The 18040-nt window shown below is 75.3% G+C and carries 14 protein-coding genes; 10 read left to right on the top strand and 4 right to left on the bottom strand.

Going from position 1 to position 18040, the window contains the following annotated elements; genetic code table 11:
• Nucleotides 1-142 precede the first annotated feature (142 nt).
• Both ACZ303_RS11205 and ACZ303_RS11200 read right to left on the bottom strand, forming a co-directional pair.
• Nucleotides 143-916 carry a PadR family transcriptional regulator gene (locus ACZ303_RS11205; RefSeq protein WP_467337431.1) on the bottom strand — a complete coding sequence of 258 codons (774 nt, stop codon included), beginning with the start codon at nucleotides 914-916 and terminating at the stop codon, nucleotides 143-145.
• Complete coding sequence (locus tag ACZ303_RS11200) at nucleotides 916-1755, bottom strand: DUF4097 family beta strand repeat-containing protein (protein ID WP_467337428.1); 840 nt, start codon at nucleotides 1753-1755, stop codon at nucleotides 916-918. The genes ACZ303_RS11205 and ACZ303_RS11200 overlap by 1 nt, the downstream gene beginning before the upstream one ends.
• 127 nt (nucleotides 1756-1882) lie before the next feature.
• On the opposite strand from ACZ303_RS11200, the gene ACZ303_RS11195 reads away from it, so the two are divergent.
• A complete protein-coding gene (locus ACZ303_RS11195; RefSeq protein ID WP_467337426.1) occupies nucleotides 1883-2701 on the top strand; it encodes a hypothetical protein in 819 nt (272 codons plus the stop codon).
• A gap of 45 nt (nucleotides 2702-2746) precedes the next feature.
• Here the strand turns inward: ACZ303_RS11195 and ACZ303_RS11190 are convergent, their stop codons facing one another.
• Nucleotides 2747-3412 carry a restriction endonuclease gene (locus ACZ303_RS11190; protein WP_467337424.1) on the bottom strand — a complete coding sequence of 222 codons (666 nt, stop codon included), beginning with the start codon at nucleotides 3410-3412 and terminating at the stop codon, nucleotides 2747-2749.
• 202 nt (nucleotides 3413-3614) lie between these two features.
• Between ACZ303_RS11190 and ACZ303_RS11185 the strand changes: the two genes are divergently transcribed.
• A complete protein-coding gene (locus ACZ303_RS11185) occupies nucleotides 3615-4442 on the top strand; it encodes a DUF1206 domain-containing protein (RefSeq protein ID WP_467337422.1) in 828 nt (275 codons plus the stop codon).
• 106 nt (nucleotides 4443-4548) lie between these two features.
• A complete protein-coding gene (locus ACZ303_RS11180) occupies nucleotides 4549-5979 on the top strand; it encodes a glutamate decarboxylase (protein ID WP_467337420.1) in 1431 nt (476 codons plus the stop codon).
• Between the two features lie 91 nt (nucleotides 5980-6070).
• Here the strand turns inward: ACZ303_RS11180 and ACZ303_RS11175 are convergent, their stop codons facing one another.
• A complete protein-coding gene (locus ACZ303_RS11175) occupies nucleotides 6071-6253 on the bottom strand; it encodes a DUF6104 family protein (protein ID WP_467337418.1) in 183 nt (60 codons plus the stop codon).
• Nucleotides 6254-6443: 190 nt separating this feature from the next.
• Between ACZ303_RS11175 and ACZ303_RS11170 the strand changes: the two genes are divergently transcribed.
• The 7 genes from ACZ303_RS11170 (at nucleotide 6444) to fxsT (ending at nucleotide 17984) form a co-directional block, all read left to right on the top strand.
• The gene (locus ACZ303_RS11170) at nucleotides 6444-6845 is read left to right on the top strand and encodes a CU044_2847 family protein (protein WP_467337416.1); all 402 of its coding nucleotides are present in this window, start codon (nucleotides 6444-6446) and stop codon (nucleotides 6843-6845) included.
• 32 nt (nucleotides 6846-6877) lie between these two features.
• Entirely contained in the window at nucleotides 6878-8974 is a 2097-nt protein-coding gene (locus tag ACZ303_RS11165) for a VMAP-C domain-containing protein (RefSeq protein ID WP_467337414.1), read from the top strand.
• A gap of 166 nt (nucleotides 8975-9140) precedes the next feature.
• Complete coding sequence (locus ACZ303_RS11160; protein WP_467337412.1) at nucleotides 9141-10151, top strand: AAA family ATPase; 1011 nt, start codon at nucleotides 9141-9143, stop codon at nucleotides 10149-10151.
• A 6-nt stretch (nucleotides 10152-10157) separates the two neighbouring features.
• Nucleotides 10158-13208: an SAV_2336 N-terminal domain-related protein gene (locus ACZ303_RS11155; RefSeq protein ID WP_467337410.1), complete on the top strand. Its 3051-nt coding sequence runs from the start codon at nucleotides 10158-10160 to the stop codon at nucleotides 13206-13208.
• A gap of 101 nt (nucleotides 13209-13309) precedes the next feature.
• On the top strand, nucleotides 13310-13531 hold the full coding sequence (locus tag ACZ303_RS11150; RefSeq protein WP_467337408.1) for a hypothetical protein: 222 nt from the start codon (nucleotides 13310-13312) through the stop codon (nucleotides 13529-13531).
• Between the two features lie 59 nt (nucleotides 13532-13590).
• Nucleotides 13591-14910, top strand: coding sequence for an aKG-HExxH-type peptide beta-hydroxylase (locus ACZ303_RS11145; protein WP_467337406.1), 1320 nt, complete (start codon nucleotides 13591-13593; stop codon nucleotides 14908-14910).
• A 62-nt stretch (nucleotides 14911-14972) separates the two neighbouring features.
• Nucleotides 14973-17984, top strand: coding sequence for an FxSxx-COOH system tetratricopeptide repeat protein (fxsT, locus tag ACZ303_RS11140; RefSeq protein WP_467337404.1), 3012 nt, complete (start codon nucleotides 14973-14975; stop codon nucleotides 17982-17984).
• Nucleotides 17985-18040 lie beyond the last annotated feature (56 nt).

Here is an 18040-nt window from a genome sequence, read left to right as displayed (position 1 = left end):
CGGGCGTAAAGCGAAGCAGCCCGACACACCACCCCCGCAGGCCCGACCCCGACCAGCCACAAGCCCCGCGCAGCGGACACCGCCCCGCGCAGCGGACACCGCCCCGCGCAGCGGACACCGCAGCGGACACCGCAGCGGACCGTCACGGCGCCGGAGGCCTCAGCAGAGCCTGGATGCGGATCGCCGCATCCGCCAAGTGACCCCGGGCCGCAGCCAATTGATCTTCCGTCACACCGTGGTCCCGCGCCGTGTCGCGAATGTCGTCGCGGAAGCGGTCCAGAAGGCGATCCAGGTCGCGGGCCGGGTTCTTGGACATGGGGTCGGGGGCCTCGGCCCACTCCGGAACGGGCGAACCCGGAGCGGGAGGCGCACCCGCCTCCTTGGCCGCCCGGCGCGCGGTCTGCGCGTCCCGGCGGGCGCGGCGGCTTTCCTCCTTCGCTCGGCGGGCCTGTTCCTTCCACTGTTCCTTGGCGCGCTTGAACTCCTCCTTCGCCCCCTCGAAGGCCGCGGCGGAGCCCTCCGTGGGGGGTGCCGCCCGGCGCGCGGCCTCCCGCATCTCGCGGCGCAGGTCGCCCGCCGCGCCGCGGACGTCCTCGCGGATGTCCGCGGCGAGCGTGGAGACGGACTCGCGGATGTCCAGTTCGAGTTCGGCCAGCTCGCCCTGGCGGTCGGCGAGTTCGGCGCGGCCGGCCTCGGTGATGGAGTAGACCTTGCGGCCGCCCTCCGTGGCGTGCGTGACCAGGCCCTCGGCCTCCAGCTTGGCCAGCCGGGGATAGACCGTGCCGGCGGATGGTGCGTACAGCCCCCGGAAGCGTTCCTCCAGCAGGCGGATGATCTCGTAGCCGTGGCGCGGCGTCTCGTCGAGGAGCTTGAGCAGGTACAGCCGCAGCCGGCCGTGCGCGAAGACGGGGGGCATCAGAGAACCTCTCCCTCGGTCTCCGGGCGGTGCAGCAGCGCGACCGCGCCGGAGACGGTGGTGACCTTGAGTGTGCCGCTGCCGGCGCCGAGCCGGCCCGTGATCCGCCGGCCGCCGAGCGCGCCGTGGACGCGCAGTTCCTCGAACGCGCAGGAGAACGGCCCGATGGTGGTGGTCGCGTCCACCGCCACATCGGCGTGGTGCGGCAGCCGGACGGCGATGTCGCCGGAGACGGTGCCGAGCGCGAGCCCGGGGGCCTTCGCCGCGGCCGGGCCGGCGAGGTCGACGACGATGTTGCCGCTCACCGAGTCGGCCTTGACGGTGTCGCCCGCGGTCTCGATGAGCGTGAGGTCGCCGGAGACGGAGTTGAAGCGCAGGGTGCCGCCGAGGGCCTGGGCCTCCGTCCGCCCGGTGACGGTCTCGGCGCGGACCTCGCCGGTGAGTCCGACGAGGGTGGTCTCACCGGAGACGCCCCGGACGTCCGTGGGGCCGGCGACGCCGGAGACGACGGTGCTCGCGTTGACCGCGCCGACCTCGACGCGGGTGGCGGTCGGCACGGTGAGCGTGACGGTGGCGGTGCGGTTCCACTTCTTGCGGGCGGCCCACTTGAGGAAGTTCTTCCAGGGCAGGTCCTCGTAGGTGACGGTGAGGGTGCCCGCCTCGTGGGTGACGATCAGGGGCGGGCCGTCGATCTCCGAGAGCTCCAGGGCGGCGGGCCCGGAGTCGGTGCCCACGATGTTGATCTCGCCGCTGACGATCTGCACGGCGAGCGCCGTGACCGGCCCCTCGAAGGTGAGCTTCCGTGGCTCGGACAGTGACCACTCCGACTGCACCGGCATGCCGGGCCTCCCTGAAAGGTACGAGCTGAGGGTGCGGGATAAACGCAACCTATCGCGTCTTACGGTGAACACGATATATCGCGGTTGGGTGAAGTCAAGAGGCCGCCGGTTGGCATAGCGTTGACGCATGTCCGCTACTGATCACAGTCGCGCGGCCGGGGTCGTGCTGCTCTGCCGGGCCGAGCCCGACCGCGTGCGTCCCTCCGCGCAGCTCCTGAACGAACCGCTGCTCCTGGTCCCGGCCGGGAAGGGGTGGAGCGCGCTGATCCCCGGCGAGGACTCCTGGCGCTCCGAGGGCACCCACCTCTCCGAGGCGACGGCCGGCTGGGCGCACGCCCTGGCCGTGGCCGAGCCCTGGCCCGTCGTGGGCCTGTGGTGGGACGCGGGCGGCGCCGGCTTCGTGGTGGCGGCGGGCTTCCGCCGTACGGTCAGTTACGCGTGGCTCGCCGACGGCACCCCGGCCGGTGACGAGGCGGCCATGGGCGCCCTGCGCTCCCGGCTCGGCCTCGACCCGGTGCTCGACGGCGCCGCGCTCGACGAGCTCATGCGCCCGGACTCCGACGCCGGTGCCGCCGCCCGGGTGCTCGGCCTCATCGCGGTCCTCACCCGCACCGGCCTGACGCTGCCGCCGGGCCTGGCGCCCGGTGTGAGCGCGGCCCGGCTGCGCGCGGCCGCCGGGGTGCTGCCCTCGGCCGAGGCGGTCGACTGGCCGGGCTGGCGCGAGGCGGTGCGGTCGGGGCTCGACGCCGCCGAGCGCGGCGCGCTCGGCGCCTGGACCCGCGGCCCCAGGGCCCGCGCCCTGGGCGCGGTCGAGGTCGCCGCGGGGCTCGCCGTGACCCTCTGCGCACGGCGCGCCGGCCGCCGGGGCTGGGCGGGGGCGGGCGCGGTGCTCGTCGCGGACGGCGTGCTCACGCTCGCCTACGACTGGTGGCGCGAGCGCGTGTAGCGGGACTTCGCCGAGGGGCGTCCGGCGCACGCGGCCCGGCCGTCATCACGTGGGCATCGGCTCGGCCGGGTGCTCCGCCCAGGGGCTCGGCCCCGTACCGGAGGCCCAGGCGGTGAGTTCCTCCCCGTCGACGCAGCGGATGCCGCAATGGGCGGCGTAGTCGGCGGCGGGCTCGGTGAACCCGCTCGTGGTGACCACCACCGCGACGTGGGCGCCGTGCACGCTGAAGCACGTACCGCCGAAGCGCTGGAGGTCCTGCGAACCGACCTTGTGCGTCGCGCCGTAGCGCTTGCACTGGATGACGACGCGCCGCCCGTCGGGCGTGGTGGCCACGACATCGGCCCCCAGGTCTCCCGCCCCGCCGACGGCGTGGACGTCCAGGCAGCCGTCGCGTCGGCACAGCGCCGCCACCGCCTCCTCGAACTCGTCGGCGTCCATCGCCTCGTAGTCGGCCGTGGGGAGGGGCGGGACCGCCGAACGGCCCACGGCACGCGTGCGGAACCAACGGATCACGGCGGTGGAGGCCGCCAGGGCCGACAGGCCCAGGACCGCGACCTCGACGGGATGTCCGCCCGCCTCCCGGGCCATGGTCCTCAAGGTGATGCCCACTCCGCAGAGGACGATGACGATCAGGCCGACGCAGAGCGTCAGCTGTCGGAGGTGGAATGCGTACGAGCGGTGCGTCCGCGCTCGGCGCCCTGGTCCGGCCACTGTCGTCGTCCCCCCTCGGCTGTCGGTGCGAGACCGTTCGGTCGATGCAAGATCGTTCAAGCGTCTGCCCCGATGGGTTCCTCCCACACCGTGGTGGTGCCGTCGCGCGGGGTGGGTAGGCGGATATACCGGCACCCGCCTCCACCGGCGGTGGACCGGATCTCCCCCGGGCGGACGGGGAGCCGACGCGAAGGGCGGCACGATGCGTATGAGATGGCGGCCGGGAAGAGGCGAGGCGCGAGCGGCGCGCGGAGCCGGGACGGTCGCCGCGGCGCGTGCGGGGCTGGTGGCGCGCGGAGTGATCTACCTCCTCATCGGGACACTGGCGCTGCGCATCGCCCTCTCCGACGAGCAGGGGGAGGCCGACCGGGGCGGAGCGGTGCAGACCCTCGCCGAGCAGCCGTTCGGCCGGGCGCTGGTCTGGGCGGTGGGCATCGGGCTGGTCGGCATGGCGCTGTGGCGACTGTCGGAGACGGTCTTCGGCGCGGCGGGCCCCGACGGCGGCAAGGCCACCAAGCGCCTGCTGTCGGCCGGCCGCTTCGTCTTCTACTCCGTCGTCGCCGGATCCGTGCTCGCCTTCGCGGCCGGCGAGCGGGGCAGCGGCGCCGGCTCGACGGACGAGCGCTCACGGGACGCCACCGCCCGGGTGCTGGGCTGGCCCGCCGGACAATGGCTGGTGGCCGGGGTGGGCTGTGCCGTGGTGGTCGTCGGCGTCGTGATCACCGTCAGGGCGGCCATGCGCACCTACCGCAAGCACCTGCCGGGCCGGCTGTCCCGGGCCACCGACAGGGCGCTGGACGTCCTGGGCGTCGGCGGCGGGTGCAGCCGGGGGCTCGTGTTCGCCGCGGCGGGCGGTTTCGCCGTCCAGGCGGCCGTCGCCTACGACCCGGGACAGGCCAAGGGCCTGGACGACACGCTCCGCACCTTCGCCGCGACGCCGGCGGGCCCGTGGCTCCTGTCCGTGGTAGCGGTGGGGCTGATGCTGTTCGGGCTGTTCTCCTTCGCGATGGCGCGCTGGCGAGAACTCTGACATTCCTCCGGGGCCGCCGCGCATGGGTCGGTCCGGTCAGGACAAGCCGGAAACCAGACAGGACAAGCCGGAACCAGACAGGACCAGCCAGGAGAGGACCCGCACCATGTCGTCGCAGCACCCGCGTCCGCACGGCCGTACCCGCCAGGATCTGGACGTCAACCCGGTCTTCAGCAGGGAGCCCCTGCGGGTACCGCGCTACGCCCTGCCGGAGGGGGAGATGCGGCCGGACACCGCCTACCAGATCGTGCACGACGAGCTGATGCTCGACGGCAACGCGCGGCTGAACCTGGCGACGTTCGTCTCCACCTGGGCGGAGCCGCAGGCGCTGCGGCTGATGTCCGAATGCGCCCAGAAGAACATGATCGACAAGGATGAGTACCCGCGGACCGCCGAGCTGGAGACGCGGTGCGTGCGGATGCTCGCCGGGCTGTGGCACGCCGAGGACCCCCACCGGGCGGTGGGGTGTTCGACCACCGGGTCGAGCGAGGCGTCGATGCTCGGCGGCCTGGCGCTCAAGCGCCGCTGGCAGCGGCGGCGCCGCGCGGAGGGAAAGCCGGTCGACCGGCCCAACATCGTGATGGGCATCAACGTCCAGATCTGCTGGGAGAAGTTCGCCGACTACTTCGAGGTCGAGCCGCGCTACGTCCCCATGGAGGGCGACCGGTACCACCTCAGCCCCGAGGCGGCGGCGGAGCTCTGCGACGAGAACACCATCGGCGTGGTGGCCGTCCTCGGTTCCACGTTCGACGGCAGCTACGAGCCCGTCGCCGAGATCGCCGCCGCCCTCGACGCGCTCCAGTCCCGGACCGGCCTGGACGTGCCGATCCATGTGGACGGGGCCTCCGGGGCGATGATCGCCCCCTTCGTCGACCCCGACCTCGTGTGGGACTTCCGGCTGCCGCGGGTGGCGTCGATCAACACCTCGGGGCACAAATACGGCCTGGTGATGCCCGGCGTCGGCTGGGCCCTGTGGCGGGACGCCGAGGCGCTGCCGGAGGAGCTCGTCTTCCACGTCAACTACCTCGGCGGCGACATGCCCACCTTCGCCCTGAACTTCTCCCGCCCCGGCGCCCAGGTCATCGCCCAGTACTACAACTTCCTCCGCCTGGGCTTCGACGGTTATCGGCGGGTGCAGCAGACGTGCCGCGACGTCGCCACCCGCCTCGCCGCCGAGATCGCGAAACTGGGCCCGTTCGAGCTGATCACCGACGGCGGCCAGCTCCCGGTCTTCGCGTTCCGGATGCGCGACGGCGTCGAGCGGTACACCGTCTTCGACGTCTCGGCCGCCCTGCGCGAGCGGGGCTGGCAGGTGCCCGCCTACACCTTCCCCGCCAACCGCACCGACCTGGCGGTGCTGCGCGTCGTGGTGCGCAACGGCTTCAGCCACGACCTGGCCGACCTGCTCCTGGACGACCTCCGCCGCGTCCTGCCACGGCTGGAGAAGCAGGGCGGACCGCAGCGCGACGCCGACGACGCGGGCGGCTTCGCCCACGGCGCGGAGACCAAGAACCCGCGCCGCCCCGGCCGTCGATGACCTCGCGCGTCACCCGGGTGGCGGTCCCGCGCGGCCGAGGGGCCGCGGCACGCGCCGGGTGAGCCCGTCGCCGTACCGCCCGCGCCGTCGGTTACGCGTCGTCGTCCTCGTCGTCCAGGCGGGCCAGCCACGTCGCCAGCCGCTCCACCGGCACCTCGAAGTCCGGGTTCAGGTCGACGAAGGTGCGCAGCTGCTCGGCCACCCAGCCGAGCGTCACCTCCTCCTCGCCTCGCCGGTTCTCCAGCTCCTCGATGCCGCGGTCGGTGAAGTACAACGTGCTCTCCGTCAGGGGTAGTCGGGCGTATTCCAGGGCACCGGCCATGCCGATGGCCCGGACAGTCGGCGTGTGCCGGACATACCCACCCAGGATATGCGGGCCCTTGGCCACAGCCTCTCGCGCCCGTCCGGCCCGAGGACTAGCCTGCTGCATCAACGCGCAAGCGCGGGGAGCAGGGGGGTGGCGCGTGGCCGACGGGATCACCCGGGTCCGCCTCGACGACGGCACGGTCGTCTGGGCGCGGATCTCGGAAGCGCAGGAACTGACGGGGCCCGCGGGCGGCGGGGGATACGAGGACTCCAGCGCCGCCGGTGCGGCCCGCCGCGTCGCGGACATGGCCGGCGGCCTCTCCGACGTCGTACGGGGCGTCGTGGGCTCGCTGCGGAGCGGATTCGCGGCGGCGGCACCGCAGGAGGTGAAGGTCGAGTTCGGCATCGAGCTGTCCGCCAAGTCGGGGCAGGTCATCAGCCTGCTCGCCGACGGCTCCGGCAAGGCGTCGATCACGGTGTCGCTGACCTGGTCGGAGGGGGAGCGCGGGGCGCCCCCGCCGGTCGCCCCCGGGCCCGCCGGCACCCCCGGCGCTCCTTGAGCGCCCTGGACGGGACCGTACGCCGTGCCCTCGTGCGCATCTCCGCGCCCGGCGGAGGGTATGACCTCAGCGGCGACCGGTTCTGGGGCAGTGGCTTCTTCATCGCTCCCGGATGGGTCCTGACCTGCGCCCACGTGGTGGGGAACGGGGGTGGTGGCGTGCTCGGAGGCGGTACGGCCATCGACATCACGGACTGGCGGGAGCGCACCGTGCCCGGCCGCGTGGCCCTCGCCCTGCCGACGCCCGAGGACCCCGACCACCCGCCGCGCCGCTGGGGCCTGCCCGACCTGGCGCTGGTGGAGGTCGCGGGCGCCGACGACGCCGAGTGCCTGTGGCTCAGCGACCGTTCGGCCGTCGTGCCCGCCCGGATCAGCCTGCACGGCTGGTCGCGGGAGATGGGCGAGCTGGCCCCGCGCTTCGGCCTCGGCACGGCGACGGGAAGCGACGGCAGCGACGGCAGCGCCATGCTGCTGCGCGGCGAGATCCCCGTGGCCGGCTCCTCGGGCGGGCCCGTCGTGGACGTGGCGCGCGGCGCCGTCATCGGGGTGTGCAAGGGGCGCGGCCAGGACACGGCCGGTCTCGCGGTGCCGGTCACCGCCCTGCGCCGGGTGGCCAACGACCGGCACGGCCGGGACCGGCTGCACGCGCTGGTCGCCGCCCACGACCTGCACCACCTGCGCCGCTACCGCACGGTCGGCACCGGCGGCAGCTGGACCGGCGTCCAGCACGCGCTGCGGTCGCCCGGCGCGGGCGCCTTCTCGCCCGTCCTGCGCACCCACCTCTTCGCCCGGCTCGCCGAGCTGACCCAGCCCGCCACCCCCGGCGAGGTCATGGCCCTGGTCGACGCGGTCAAGCGCCGCGTGATCCAGGACCCGTACCAGCCGGGGACCGAGCACGACCCGCGCACCTGGCGCGAAGGGGTCGGCCTGCTCTACGACCTGCGCGACGGCGAGGGCCGGGCCCCGGAGCGCGACCTGGAGCTGGAGGCGGTGCTGCTGTACGCGGCGCGGGTCGCGGCGGCCGTCAGCCGGGCGGGGCGGCCGGAGGACGAGAAGCCGCTGCGGGAGCTGAGCTGCTGGCTCACCGGGCGCGAGGAGCCGCTCCAGCCGGTCATCCGCGAGGAGATCCACCAGATCCTGCACGGTGGCGCCGACGGCCCCGGCGAGCCGTGCGCGACCGGCCCGCTCGCCCCGGCGGGCACGGTCGAGCTGCGCAAGCCCGAGCGCCGCAAGGTCGAGCCGGCCGTGCCCGCCGTCCGGGCCCGCGCCGACGTCCTCGTCGAGATAGACCCCCTGCTGTACGGCGACAGCTACCCCTGGCGGGTCAAGCTGCTCCGCGAGGACGACCTCGTCACCCTGCGCTGCGACGACCGCGGGGTGCCGCGGGCACGGCTGCGCGAGACGCTGCTGGAGCCGATCGCCGAGGCCGTGCGCCAGGGCGACGTCGGCGAGCACCTGGCGGCGGTCGAAGTGGTCCTGCCGCGCGAGCTGTTCGACGAGCCGCTGGACACCTGGCGGCTCTCCCCGCCCGGCACCGCCGAGGACGGCACCCCGCTCCTCGACCCCGACACCCTGCCGATCGGCCAGCGCCGCGTGGTCGTGCTGCGCGACCGGCGGCGCCGCGACCACCCGGCCATCCCCGAGTGGTGGCGGCGCTGGAGCGGCACCTCCCGCGGCCCGCTGACCGCCGTGCCGCTGCGCCGCGAGGTCCCCGCGCGCGGCGGCCACGACGGGCCCGGCCGGGAGAGCGGGCACGCCGCCTACGACCGGCTGTCGGACGCCGAGGACACCGCCGTGCCCGTCTACTGCGGACCGGTCGCCGGCGGGCCCGGCGCCACGGCGATGGAGGCCGCGCTGGCCGCCGGGCACGCCGTCGTGATCTGGCGCAGATGCGCCACCGGGCATACGGATTGCGTCGACTTTCATCAGCACGTGTCACGTCTGGTGAGCCAGGCCGGCACCGCGGCCGGCCTCCACCGGCGCATCCGCAGCCTCCGGATCCGCTGCGACGACCCCGACCACCCCGACCCCGACGTCCTGTGGGCGCGGTCGATTGCCCTGCTCTTCGACTCACCCGACCACCCGCCCCTGCCCGACGCGGCCCTGCGCGCACCCGGCGTCCGCCCGTGAGGCCGCCGTCGACGACACGTCAAGTACGTGCCAGGGAGCGGCGGATGGACTCGGCAGGAGGGTGCCGTGCCGGTACGGTCGACCGGAGACCGTTGCCGTCGCAGAGCGTGGGGTACCCGGGCACAGCAGCCCTCAAGGTGTCAGCACCAGCTATGAGGAGCCCAGTGTGAACGATTGGCGCATCTACCGGGGAGCCGGCCTGCCGCACGACGGGATACGGCGCCTGCCGCCGCCCCCGCCCTGGCGGGACTTCGCCGCGTCCGGGCCCGACGCGGGCGCCGACACCGACCCCAGCGCCGCCCGCCGGCTCGGCGTGCTGCGCCGGCTCGTGGCCAACCACCACCCGCGCCCCGACGAGGTGGAGGCCGTCAACGCCGCCCTCTACCTCCGCCGCCCGCTGCTGGTCACCGGCAACCCCGGCACCGGCAAATCCACCCTGGCCCACGCCGTCGCCCACGAGCTGGGCCTGGGCCGGGTGCTGCGCTGGCCCATCGTCAGCCGCTCCACCCTGCGCGACGGCCTCTACCACTACGACGCCATCGCCCGGCTCCAGGACGTCCAGCTGGAACGGGCGGGCGGGGCCGGGGACGAGGGCGGACGGCACTCCATCGGCTCGTACGTGCGCCTCGGCCCCCTCGGCACGGCGCTGCTGCCCGCCGACCGGCCCCGGGTGCTGCTCGTCGACGAGCTCGACAAGGGCGACCTCGACCTGCCCAACGACCTGCTCAACGCCCTGGAGGAGGGCGAGTTCACGCTGCTGGAGCTGGAGCGCATCGCCGACCGCGAGCCCGAGGTGGAGGTCCTCACCGACGACGGCGGCCGGGCCGTGATCCGTGGCGGCCGGGTGCGCTGCACGACCTTCCCGCTGATCGTCCTCACCTCCAACGGCGAACGCGACTTCCCCGCCGCCCTGTTGCGCCGCTGCATCCAGCTCGACCTGGAGGCGCCGGGCGAGGAGCAGCTGACCGCCATGGTCAGGGCCCACCTCGGGGACGAGGCCGTGACCGAGGGCGAGGCGCTCATCCAGCGGTTCCTGGACCGCGAGCCCGGGGAGGTCATCGCCGCCGACCAACTGCTCAACGCCCTCTTCCTCACCCAGCACGCCCCCCGCGCCGAGCGGGTCACCCGCGAACGGCTCGCCGACATGCTCATGCAGCCACTGGACCGTCCGAGGTGATGAGGTATGACGGCGCCCCCCGAGCAGCGGCTGGGGCAACTGATCGCCCGGCTGCGGGCCGCGACGTGGGAGCTCACGCCCGAGGAGATCGCCGACGCCGTCTGGCTGGCCCAATGGGTCACCCCGGAAGCGGCTGACCCCGCGGACGAACGGGCCGAGGAGGCGCGCCCCGAGCCGTTACGCCCGCCGGCCCGGGACGGGTCGTCCGGGGCCGTGGTCCCCGACGCCCCGGACGCGGCCCGGACGGCGGTGCGCCACGCCGAGCGGTCCGGGCCGGTCGCGCTGTACGCCGAGGGCGGCCGGCGGTCGCCCTCGGGGGCGCGGGAGACGAGGGCGTTCCCGATACGGGTGCCCATGGCCGCGTCCCTGCCGGGCCTCCTCGACCTCCAGCGCGCCCTGCGGCCCCTGCGCGGCTACCGCTCGCTCGCCGCACCGCCCCGCGGCCCCCTCGACGAGGACGCCACCGCCGACCAGGCGGCCCGCACCGGCGTCCTGAACCCCCGATACCGCCGCGGCGAGGCCCGGCCGGCCGCCATGCAGCTGCTGATGGACGTCTCCCCGTCCATGGTGGTCTGGGAGCGGATGGTGGAGGAACTGCGCCAGACCTGCGCCCAGTTGGGCGTCTTCCGTGACGTCCAGGTGCGCTATCTGCACCGCGCCGACGACGGCACCGCCCTCATCGGCACCTCCGTGGTGCCCGGCCGTGCCCACCTCCCGCGCCCCGCCGACCAGTTCCGCGACCCCACCGGCCGCTGCCTGACCCTCGTCATCAGCGATTGCGTAGGACCCCTGTGGCAGGAGGGACGGGCCCAGCGGCTGCTCCACCACTGGTCGCTGACCGCGCCGCTGGCCGTCGTCCAACCCCTGCCGCCGCGCCTGTGGTCGCGCACCGCGCTGCCCGCCGACGCCGGGCTGCTCGTACGCGATCCCGCCGCCGGTGCCCGGCTCGGCTTCACCCCCGACGGCTACGGCCCCCGGCCGGGCCGCGGGGCGCTGCCCGTGCCGGTCCTGCTGCCCGCCAGGGAGGCGCTCGGCTCCTGGGCCCGCCTGCTGGCCGGCACCGGCCGCACCACCGTGCACGGCGCCGCCGGCTGGGTACTGCCCGGCCACCCCGCCGCCCGCCCGGCCGCGCCCGCCGAGGCGGCGGCGAGCGCCGAGGACCTGCTCAGGGCCTTCCGCGCCAGCGCCTCGCCCGGCGCCCTCCGCCTCGCCGTGCACCTGGCCGCCGTCCCCCTGACCCTGCCGGTGATGCAGCTCGTGCAGCGGGCGATGCTGCCCGACACCGGCCCGATGGAACTGGCCGAGGTGCTGCTGAGCGGCCTCCTGTGGCGGCTGCCCGGCCCCGTGCCCGAGGGCGCGCCCGACACCGCCGCGGAGCACTGGTACGAATTCGCCGACGGCGTACGGGAACTGCTGCTGCGCTCCCTGGACCAGAGCGCCGCCGCCCTCGTCCTCAAGCACTGCTCGGAGTTCGTCGAGCGGCACTTCGGCAAGGGCGCCCGCAACTTCTCCGCGCTCGCCGTCGCCCGCCTCTCCGGCCGCGCCGACGCGGCCGAGACCGGCGCGTGGGAGCCGGACGGGCTGCCCGCGGACGGGCCCGAACCCGAGATCTTCGCCGAGGTGCCCGCCCGCGTCGTGCGCTGGTACCAACCCGTGCCCGTCCCGAGCACGGCGACGGGCACCACCGGCCCCCTCGCCGAGGCCGAGCGGCTGCTGCGGCTGTGGCACGCCCAGGGCGACCCCACCCTCCTCCACCAGGCCCGCGCCCTCACCGAACCGGCCGCCGCCGCGCCCCTCCAGCAGCCCGACACGGCCGAAGCGGTACGCGCCCGCCTCGTCCTCGGCGCGGTGCTGCGCGCCCTCGCCGGCACCGAGGCCGTACGCCACGAGCCGGCCACCCGGCAGCGGACCCTGACGGAGGCCGTCGCCCTGCTCACCGAGGCCCAGGAGCACAGCGCCCCCGGCAGCGCCCGGCACACCGACGCCGGCCTGGAACTGGCCGCCGCCCAGCACGCCCGGTGGCAGACCGACGGCGACCACGAACACCTCCTGGCGGCCGACCGCACCCTGCGCGCCCTGCCCGCCGACCACCCCATCCGCCGGCTGCGCCTGGGCCGCGTCCTCCTCGCCCTCGCCGGGACCGACCCCGACCCGCTGCCCCGCGCCACCGAGGCGGCCGCCGAACTCCGCGCCGCCTGCGCCCTGCTGGACGCGGACGACGCGCCCGACGGCCGGCGCTGCGCCGCGCTCCTCGACCTCGCCACGGCGCTGCGCCTGTCCGCCGCCCCCACCGCCGACGTCCTCGCCGCCCTCGACCGCGCCGCCGCCCTCGCAGCCGACGCCCCGCTGCGCCTGCGCCGCCTCACCGAGCTCGCCCGCGCCCGTGCCGCCGCGGGCGACCGGGCGGAGGCCGACGAGGCGTACGCGGCGGCCGTCGACCTCACCGGCGCCTACAGCACCCGGCGCTGCGAACTCCTCACCGAGTGGGGGGAGTCGCTGCTCCACCGCGCCCAGGACGACCCCGCCGCGCTCGCCCGCGCCGAGGCGGTCCTGCGCGAGGCGTTCGCCATCAGCCCCGGCCGGACACCCGGCCACCCGCGCATCCAGCTGCTCCTCGGCCGCGCCCTCGTCCTGCGCTTCCACCGCCAGGGCTTCCCGCCCGACCTCTACGAGAGCTGCCACCTGCTCGAACAGGCGGCCCGCCGCGCCCCCGGCCCCGCCGCCCGCGCCGAGGCGTGGCTGGAGCTCGGCGGCGCGCGGCTCACCCTCCACGAGCGGTCGGCCACCGTGCCCCTGGCCGACGCGGCCGCCGCCTTCACCGCCGCCCTGGACGAGGCCCGCCGCGTCCCGGGCGATGAGCCGGGCTCCGTGCTCGCCGCCCGCGCCGCCCACCGCCACGGCGAGGTCCTGGAACGCATGGGCCGGCCCCGGGCGGCCCTGGCCGCCTACCGCGAGGCCGCCGCCCAGTGGCGCCACCTCACCGCCCGCCTCGCGGCCGTCCCGTGGGAGGAGGTCCGGGCGACGCGGGAGAGCGTCGCCCGGCTGGCCGACACATGACCGGAAGGCCGCCCGAACGGGTTTCCGCTTCCCGGCCCCCGGGAAGAACCGTGCAGCCGTGGGGGCCGCTACCGGCGGAAGGCGGCAGGGAGGAGAAGAGAGTGCCGAAGCACACGCACGCCACGCCGACGGACCCGGCGGACAGCATGGCGCAGGCGCCGCCACTGCCCGACATCGGCGGCGTCGACCTGCGGACCCTGCGCCTCCTGGACGGCCCCGGCCTCACCGCCGCGGCGGCGTTCGCGCTGCACCGCACCGAAGAGCTCGCGGAGACCTGGTATTCGAGCGGCGAGACCGGTGGACTGGTGACCGACGCGACGTGAACCGGATCACGGGGGGTGGGATCCGGACAACATCGGCGGGTGGAAGCGGGGAAGCGGAGATGACCGTGGAGCGCGTACGGCCGGCGGCCCTGGCACGTCTGGCCCGCACCCGCTCCGACCCCGACGACCTCACGCTGCTCCTGCGCGGACTGCACAGCCGCCGGCTGGTGCTCCTCAAGTCCCTGCTGACCCGCCTGGACCGCGGCCCCGACGCCCTGCCCGCCCGCGACCGCGAACTCTTCGAGAGGCACTGGCGGCTGCTGGAGCACGCCGAGGCCCGCGACCCCCGCGCCGTGCGCGACACCCTCGACTACCCCGCCGTCGGCAACTGGCTGGTCCGCACCCTGGCTGCCGACGACCCCGCCTTCGTCCGCGGCCTGGGGCAGTTCGCCGCCGTCGCCGCCGTCGCCGCCCTCCGGGCCGGCGGCGGCTTCACCGTCACCCTCCCCGCCCACGACGGCCGTGTCACCCTCCCCGGCACCGGCTCGTACACCGTCCGGGCCCCCGCGGCGCGGCTCACCGCCGGATCCCGCACCGCGCGCCTGACCGCCGAGGGCCACCGCGCCGGGCCCGTCCTGCTGCTCGCCGGCGGCCGGATCTCCGGCACCGGCCCCGGCTGGCACGGCCTGCGGCGCCTGCCCGGCGGCACCGGCGCCCCGGCCCGGCTGGACGACCTCGACCCCTACCGCGCCCCGCCCGAGGGCATAGGCCGCGCCGGCCTCCAGCCCGCCCCCCGCGCCGAGACCCGCCACCAGCCCTGGGCCAGGCGCTGGCGGTCCGCCCTGGCCCTGCTGCGCGCCCTCGACCCGCCGCGCGCCGCCGAGGCCGCCGCCCTCGTCCGCTGCCTGGTGCCGCTCACCCCGGGCCCCCACGGCGGGGCGTACGTGCCGAAGGTCAGCGCCACCTTCCGGGCGGCACCCGGCGCCGTGCTCACCACCTTGCCGGACACCGCCGCCGACCTGGCCGCCGTGCTCGTCCACGAGACCCAGCACAGCAAGCTCTCCGTCCTGCACGACCTCCTGCCGCTGCACCACGCCCACCCCCACGCCACCTACCGGGTGGCCTGGCGCCCGGACCCGCGCCCGCTCGCCGGCGTCCTCCAGGGCACCTACGCCCACCTCGCGCTGGCCGACTTCTGGGTACGGGCCGCCACCGGCGCCGCCCTGCCGCCCGGGGAGCGCCGGGACGCCCGTATCCGCGCCGATTCCTACCGCCGACAGGTCGCGGAAGCCCTGCCCATCCTGCTTGAATCCAGTGAACTGACCTCCGCCGGAAGGGAGTTCGCGAGAGGGATGCGCAGCCACCTCGCGAGTCTCGTGCCACCCGCCGGGGAGCCTGCCACCATTGGCGGTACGTCACCACGTGGTGACGTACGGTAATCTTGCCGCTGCGTCGGGCCGCCCGGCCGCCGCGGGTGCGAAGCGATGAGGGAGACGTGCGCATGAGCGAACGAACCGGTGCGCAGGCCCGGCCGGGTCAGGGCGGCGAGCACTTCGTCGTCGTCTTCGCCGGTTTCCACCGGCCCTGGGCGACCTGGATCGCCCACCGCCTGGAGAGCCACGGCCACCGCGTCACCCTCCACCGCTGGGACCCCCGCCGTGAGGTCCCCCTGGAGACCGCGCTCGACGATCTGCTGATGGCCTCCGGGCGGCTGCTGCTCGTCCTGAGCGACTGGTTCTTCCAACTGGGCCCGCGCCGCGGGGGCGAGTGGAGCGACGCCCTGCGCGGCATCGTCGCCACCAACGCCGAGCGGTTCGCCGCCGTCAACCTCACCAACCGCTCCTTGCTGCCCGCCACCGCCGTCCTGGAACCCGTCGACCTGTGGGGCATCGGCTCCCAGGAGGCCGAGCGCCGGCTCCTGGGCCGGCTCGGCCTGCCCACCGGCCCGCCGCGCCGCAGCCTCCCCGCCGGCCCCGGCTCCCGCTACCCCAACGACCCGCCGGCCGTCTGGGGCGAGGTGCCCCGCCGCGACAGCCGCTTCACCGGCCGCGACGACCTGCTCAACAGCCTCCAGGAACACCTCATGGACGCCGAGCAGGGCACGGCCGTCTGCGCCCTCCTCGGCATGTCCGGCATCGGCAAGACCCAGATCGCCGCCGAATACGCCCACCGCTTCAGCTCCGACTACGACGTCATCTGGTGGGTCAACTCCGACATGCGCGGCACCCAGCGCGAACGCCTGGGCGAACTCGCCCCCGAGCTGGGCCTGGCCAGCGGCTCCGAGCCGGGCGAACGCATCCGGGCCGTCCACGAGGCGCTGCGCCGCGGCGAACCCCACGGCCGCTGGCTGCTGATCTTCGACGGCTGGGACGACATCGAGGGCGCCGAGACCCTCCTGCCCGAGGGCCCCGGCCACGTCCTGATCACCTCGCGCAACCGCAGCTGGATCGCCAACGGCGCCATCCCGCTGGAGGTCCCCGGCTTCCAGCGCCACGAATCCACCGGCTATCTGATGCGCCGCGCCCCCCGGATCACCGCCGAGGAGGCCGCCGAGGTCGCGGCCGAGCTCGGTGACATCCCCCTCGCCCTGGTCCAGGCCGCCGCCTGGCTCGGCGAGTCCGACATGGACGTCGCCGACTATCTGCGCATGGTCCGCGACGGCGAGCTCTCCGGCCTCGCCGACCAGGGCGACTTCGACGGCGTACCGCGCTCCTCCCTCACCTCCTGGTCGATACTGATCAACCGGCTCCGCGAGACCCAGCCGCACGCCGTGGAGCTGCTGACCCTGTGTACCTCCTTCGCCCCCGGCCGCATCCCCATCGGCCTGGTCCGCCACCTCCCCGCCGACCAGCTGCCCGAGAACCTCACCTGGCTCGCCAGCGACCTGCCCAGCTGGACCCGCGCCCTGGACTCCCTGGTCAACTACTCCGTCTTCACCCGCGACACCCGCGGCACCATCCCCGGCGAACCGGGCCCCGAGCAGGAGTCGGTGCACATGCACCGCCTCGTCCACGACATCGTCGCCCGCCTCACCTCGCCGGAGGAGCGCCGGGCCCACCGCCGCGTCGTACGCCGCATGCTCGCCGCCGCCGACCCCGGCAACCCCCAGGACTCCCGGCTCTGGCCCCGCTACGCCGAGCTCCTGCCCCACCTGGAACCCTCCGGCGCCCTCGGCAGCCGCGACGAGCGGGTCCAGGAGACCGTCCTGAACTGCCTGCGCTACTGCCACCGCAGCGGCGAGTTCCGCACCGGCATGGACCTCGCCGAGCAGGTGCGCGAGCACTGGGCGGAGCTGTTCCCGCCCGAGCACCGGCGGATGCTCGACCTCACCGCCCAGCAGGGCAACATCCTCCGCTCGTACGGAATCTTCCGCGCCGCCTACGAACTCGACCGGGACATGCTCGAACGGCTGCGCGCCGCGACGCCCGCCGCCGACCCCACCGCCCTGATGACCGCCACCAGCTGTCTCGCCGCCGACCAGCGCTACCTCGGCCAGTACACCGAGGCCCTCCAGATGCAGCGCGAGGTCCTCGAAAGCGCCCGCGAACTCCTCGGCCCCGCCGACTACTTCACCCTCAACGCCCAGCACAACCTCGGTGTGGGCCTCAGACTGCTGGGCCGCTACGCCGAGGCGTACGACACCGATCTGGAGAACCTCCGCCGCCGCGAGTCCCTGCTGCGCGCCCGGCACGCCGCCACCCTCGTCTCCGGCATCGCCTGCGCCCGCGACCTGCGGATGATGGGCCGCTACCGCGACGCCCTGGCCCGCCAGGAGCTCGGCATGCGGCTGCACCTCCAGGTCCTCGGCCCCCAGCACCCCCAGACCCTGCGCGCCCGCCACAACCTCCTCCTGTGCGAACGGCGGGCCGGCGCCGGCCAGGACGTCGGCGGGGCCATGGCCAGCCTGCTCGAACAGATGGAGCAGGTGCACGGCCGGGGCCACTACGCCACCATCGGCCTCGTCGTCGACTACGGCAACCACGCCCGCGAGCACGGCGACCTCGGCCACGCCCGCGAGCTGATCACCGAGGGCGAGAGCGGCTTCCGGTCCCTGCTCGGCCCCGCCCACCCCATCACCACCGGCATGCTCACCAACACCGGGCTCGTCCTCCAGGCCGCCGGTGAACGCGCCGAGGCGCTCACCATGTTCGAGGCCGCCTACGCCGGACTGGCCGCCACCCTCGGGGAGGAGCACCCCTGGGTGCTGGGCTGCGCCCTCAACGCCGCCGCAGGCCGCAACTTCAACGGCCGCATCGAGGGCGCCCTGGAGCTCAGCCGCGCCACCCTGCGCCGGGCCCGCCACGCCCTCGGCGAGGACCACCCCCTCACCCTGTCCTGCGAGGTCGCCCTGGCCGCGGACCTGCGGGCGCTGCGCGAGCACGAGGAGGCGTCCAAGGTCGAGCAGGACGCCCTCCAGCGGCTGACCCGCACCCTGGGCGCCCAGCACCCGCACGCCCTCTCCGCCCGCCAGCGGACCCGCCCGTACTGGGACTTCGAGCCGTACATCGGCTGACGGGTCCGGCGCGGGGCGCCCTGTGGGCGTAGCCTCGTCGCGGACGGATGGTGAGG

Source organism: Streptomyces sp. NPDC023527 (genome assembly GCF_055560115.1).
This window is presented reverse-complemented; position numbering and strand designations above follow the sequence as displayed.

What these genes read in the sequence shown, in the direction of transcription:
- ACZ303_RS11185 (WP_467337422.1), top strand. Translation starts at nt 3,615, where the DNA reads ATGCGTATGAGATGGCGGCCGGGAAGAGGCGAGGCGCGAGCGGCGCGC.
- ACZ303_RS11180 (WP_467337420.1), top strand. Translation starts at nt 4,549, where the DNA reads ATGTCGTCGCAGCACCCGCGTCCGCACGGCCGTACCCGCCAGGATCTG.
- ACZ303_RS11205 (WP_467337431.1), bottom strand. Translation starts at nt 916, where the DNA reads ATGCCCCCCGTCTTCGCGCACGGCCGGCTGCGGCTGTACCTGCTCAAG.
- ACZ303_RS11145 (WP_467337406.1), top strand. Translation starts at nt 13,591, where the DNA reads ATGACCGTGGAGCGCGTACGGCCGGCGGCCCTGGCACGTCTGGCCCGC.
- ACZ303_RS11200 (WP_467337428.1), bottom strand. Translation starts at nt 1,755, where the DNA reads ATGCCGGTGCAGTCGGAGTGGTCACTGTCCGAGCCACGGAAGCTCACC.
- fxsT (WP_467337404.1), top strand. Translation starts at nt 14,973, where the DNA reads ATGAGCGAACGAACCGGTGCGCAGGCCCGGCCGGGTCAGGGCGGCGAG.
- ACZ303_RS11155 (WP_467337410.1), top strand. Translation starts at nt 10,158, where the DNA reads ATGACGGCGCCCCCCGAGCAGCGGCTGGGGCAACTGATCGCCCGGCTG.
- ACZ303_RS11195 (WP_467337426.1), top strand. Translation starts at nt 1,883, where the DNA reads ATGTCCGCTACTGATCACAGTCGCGCGGCCGGGGTCGTGCTGCTCTGC.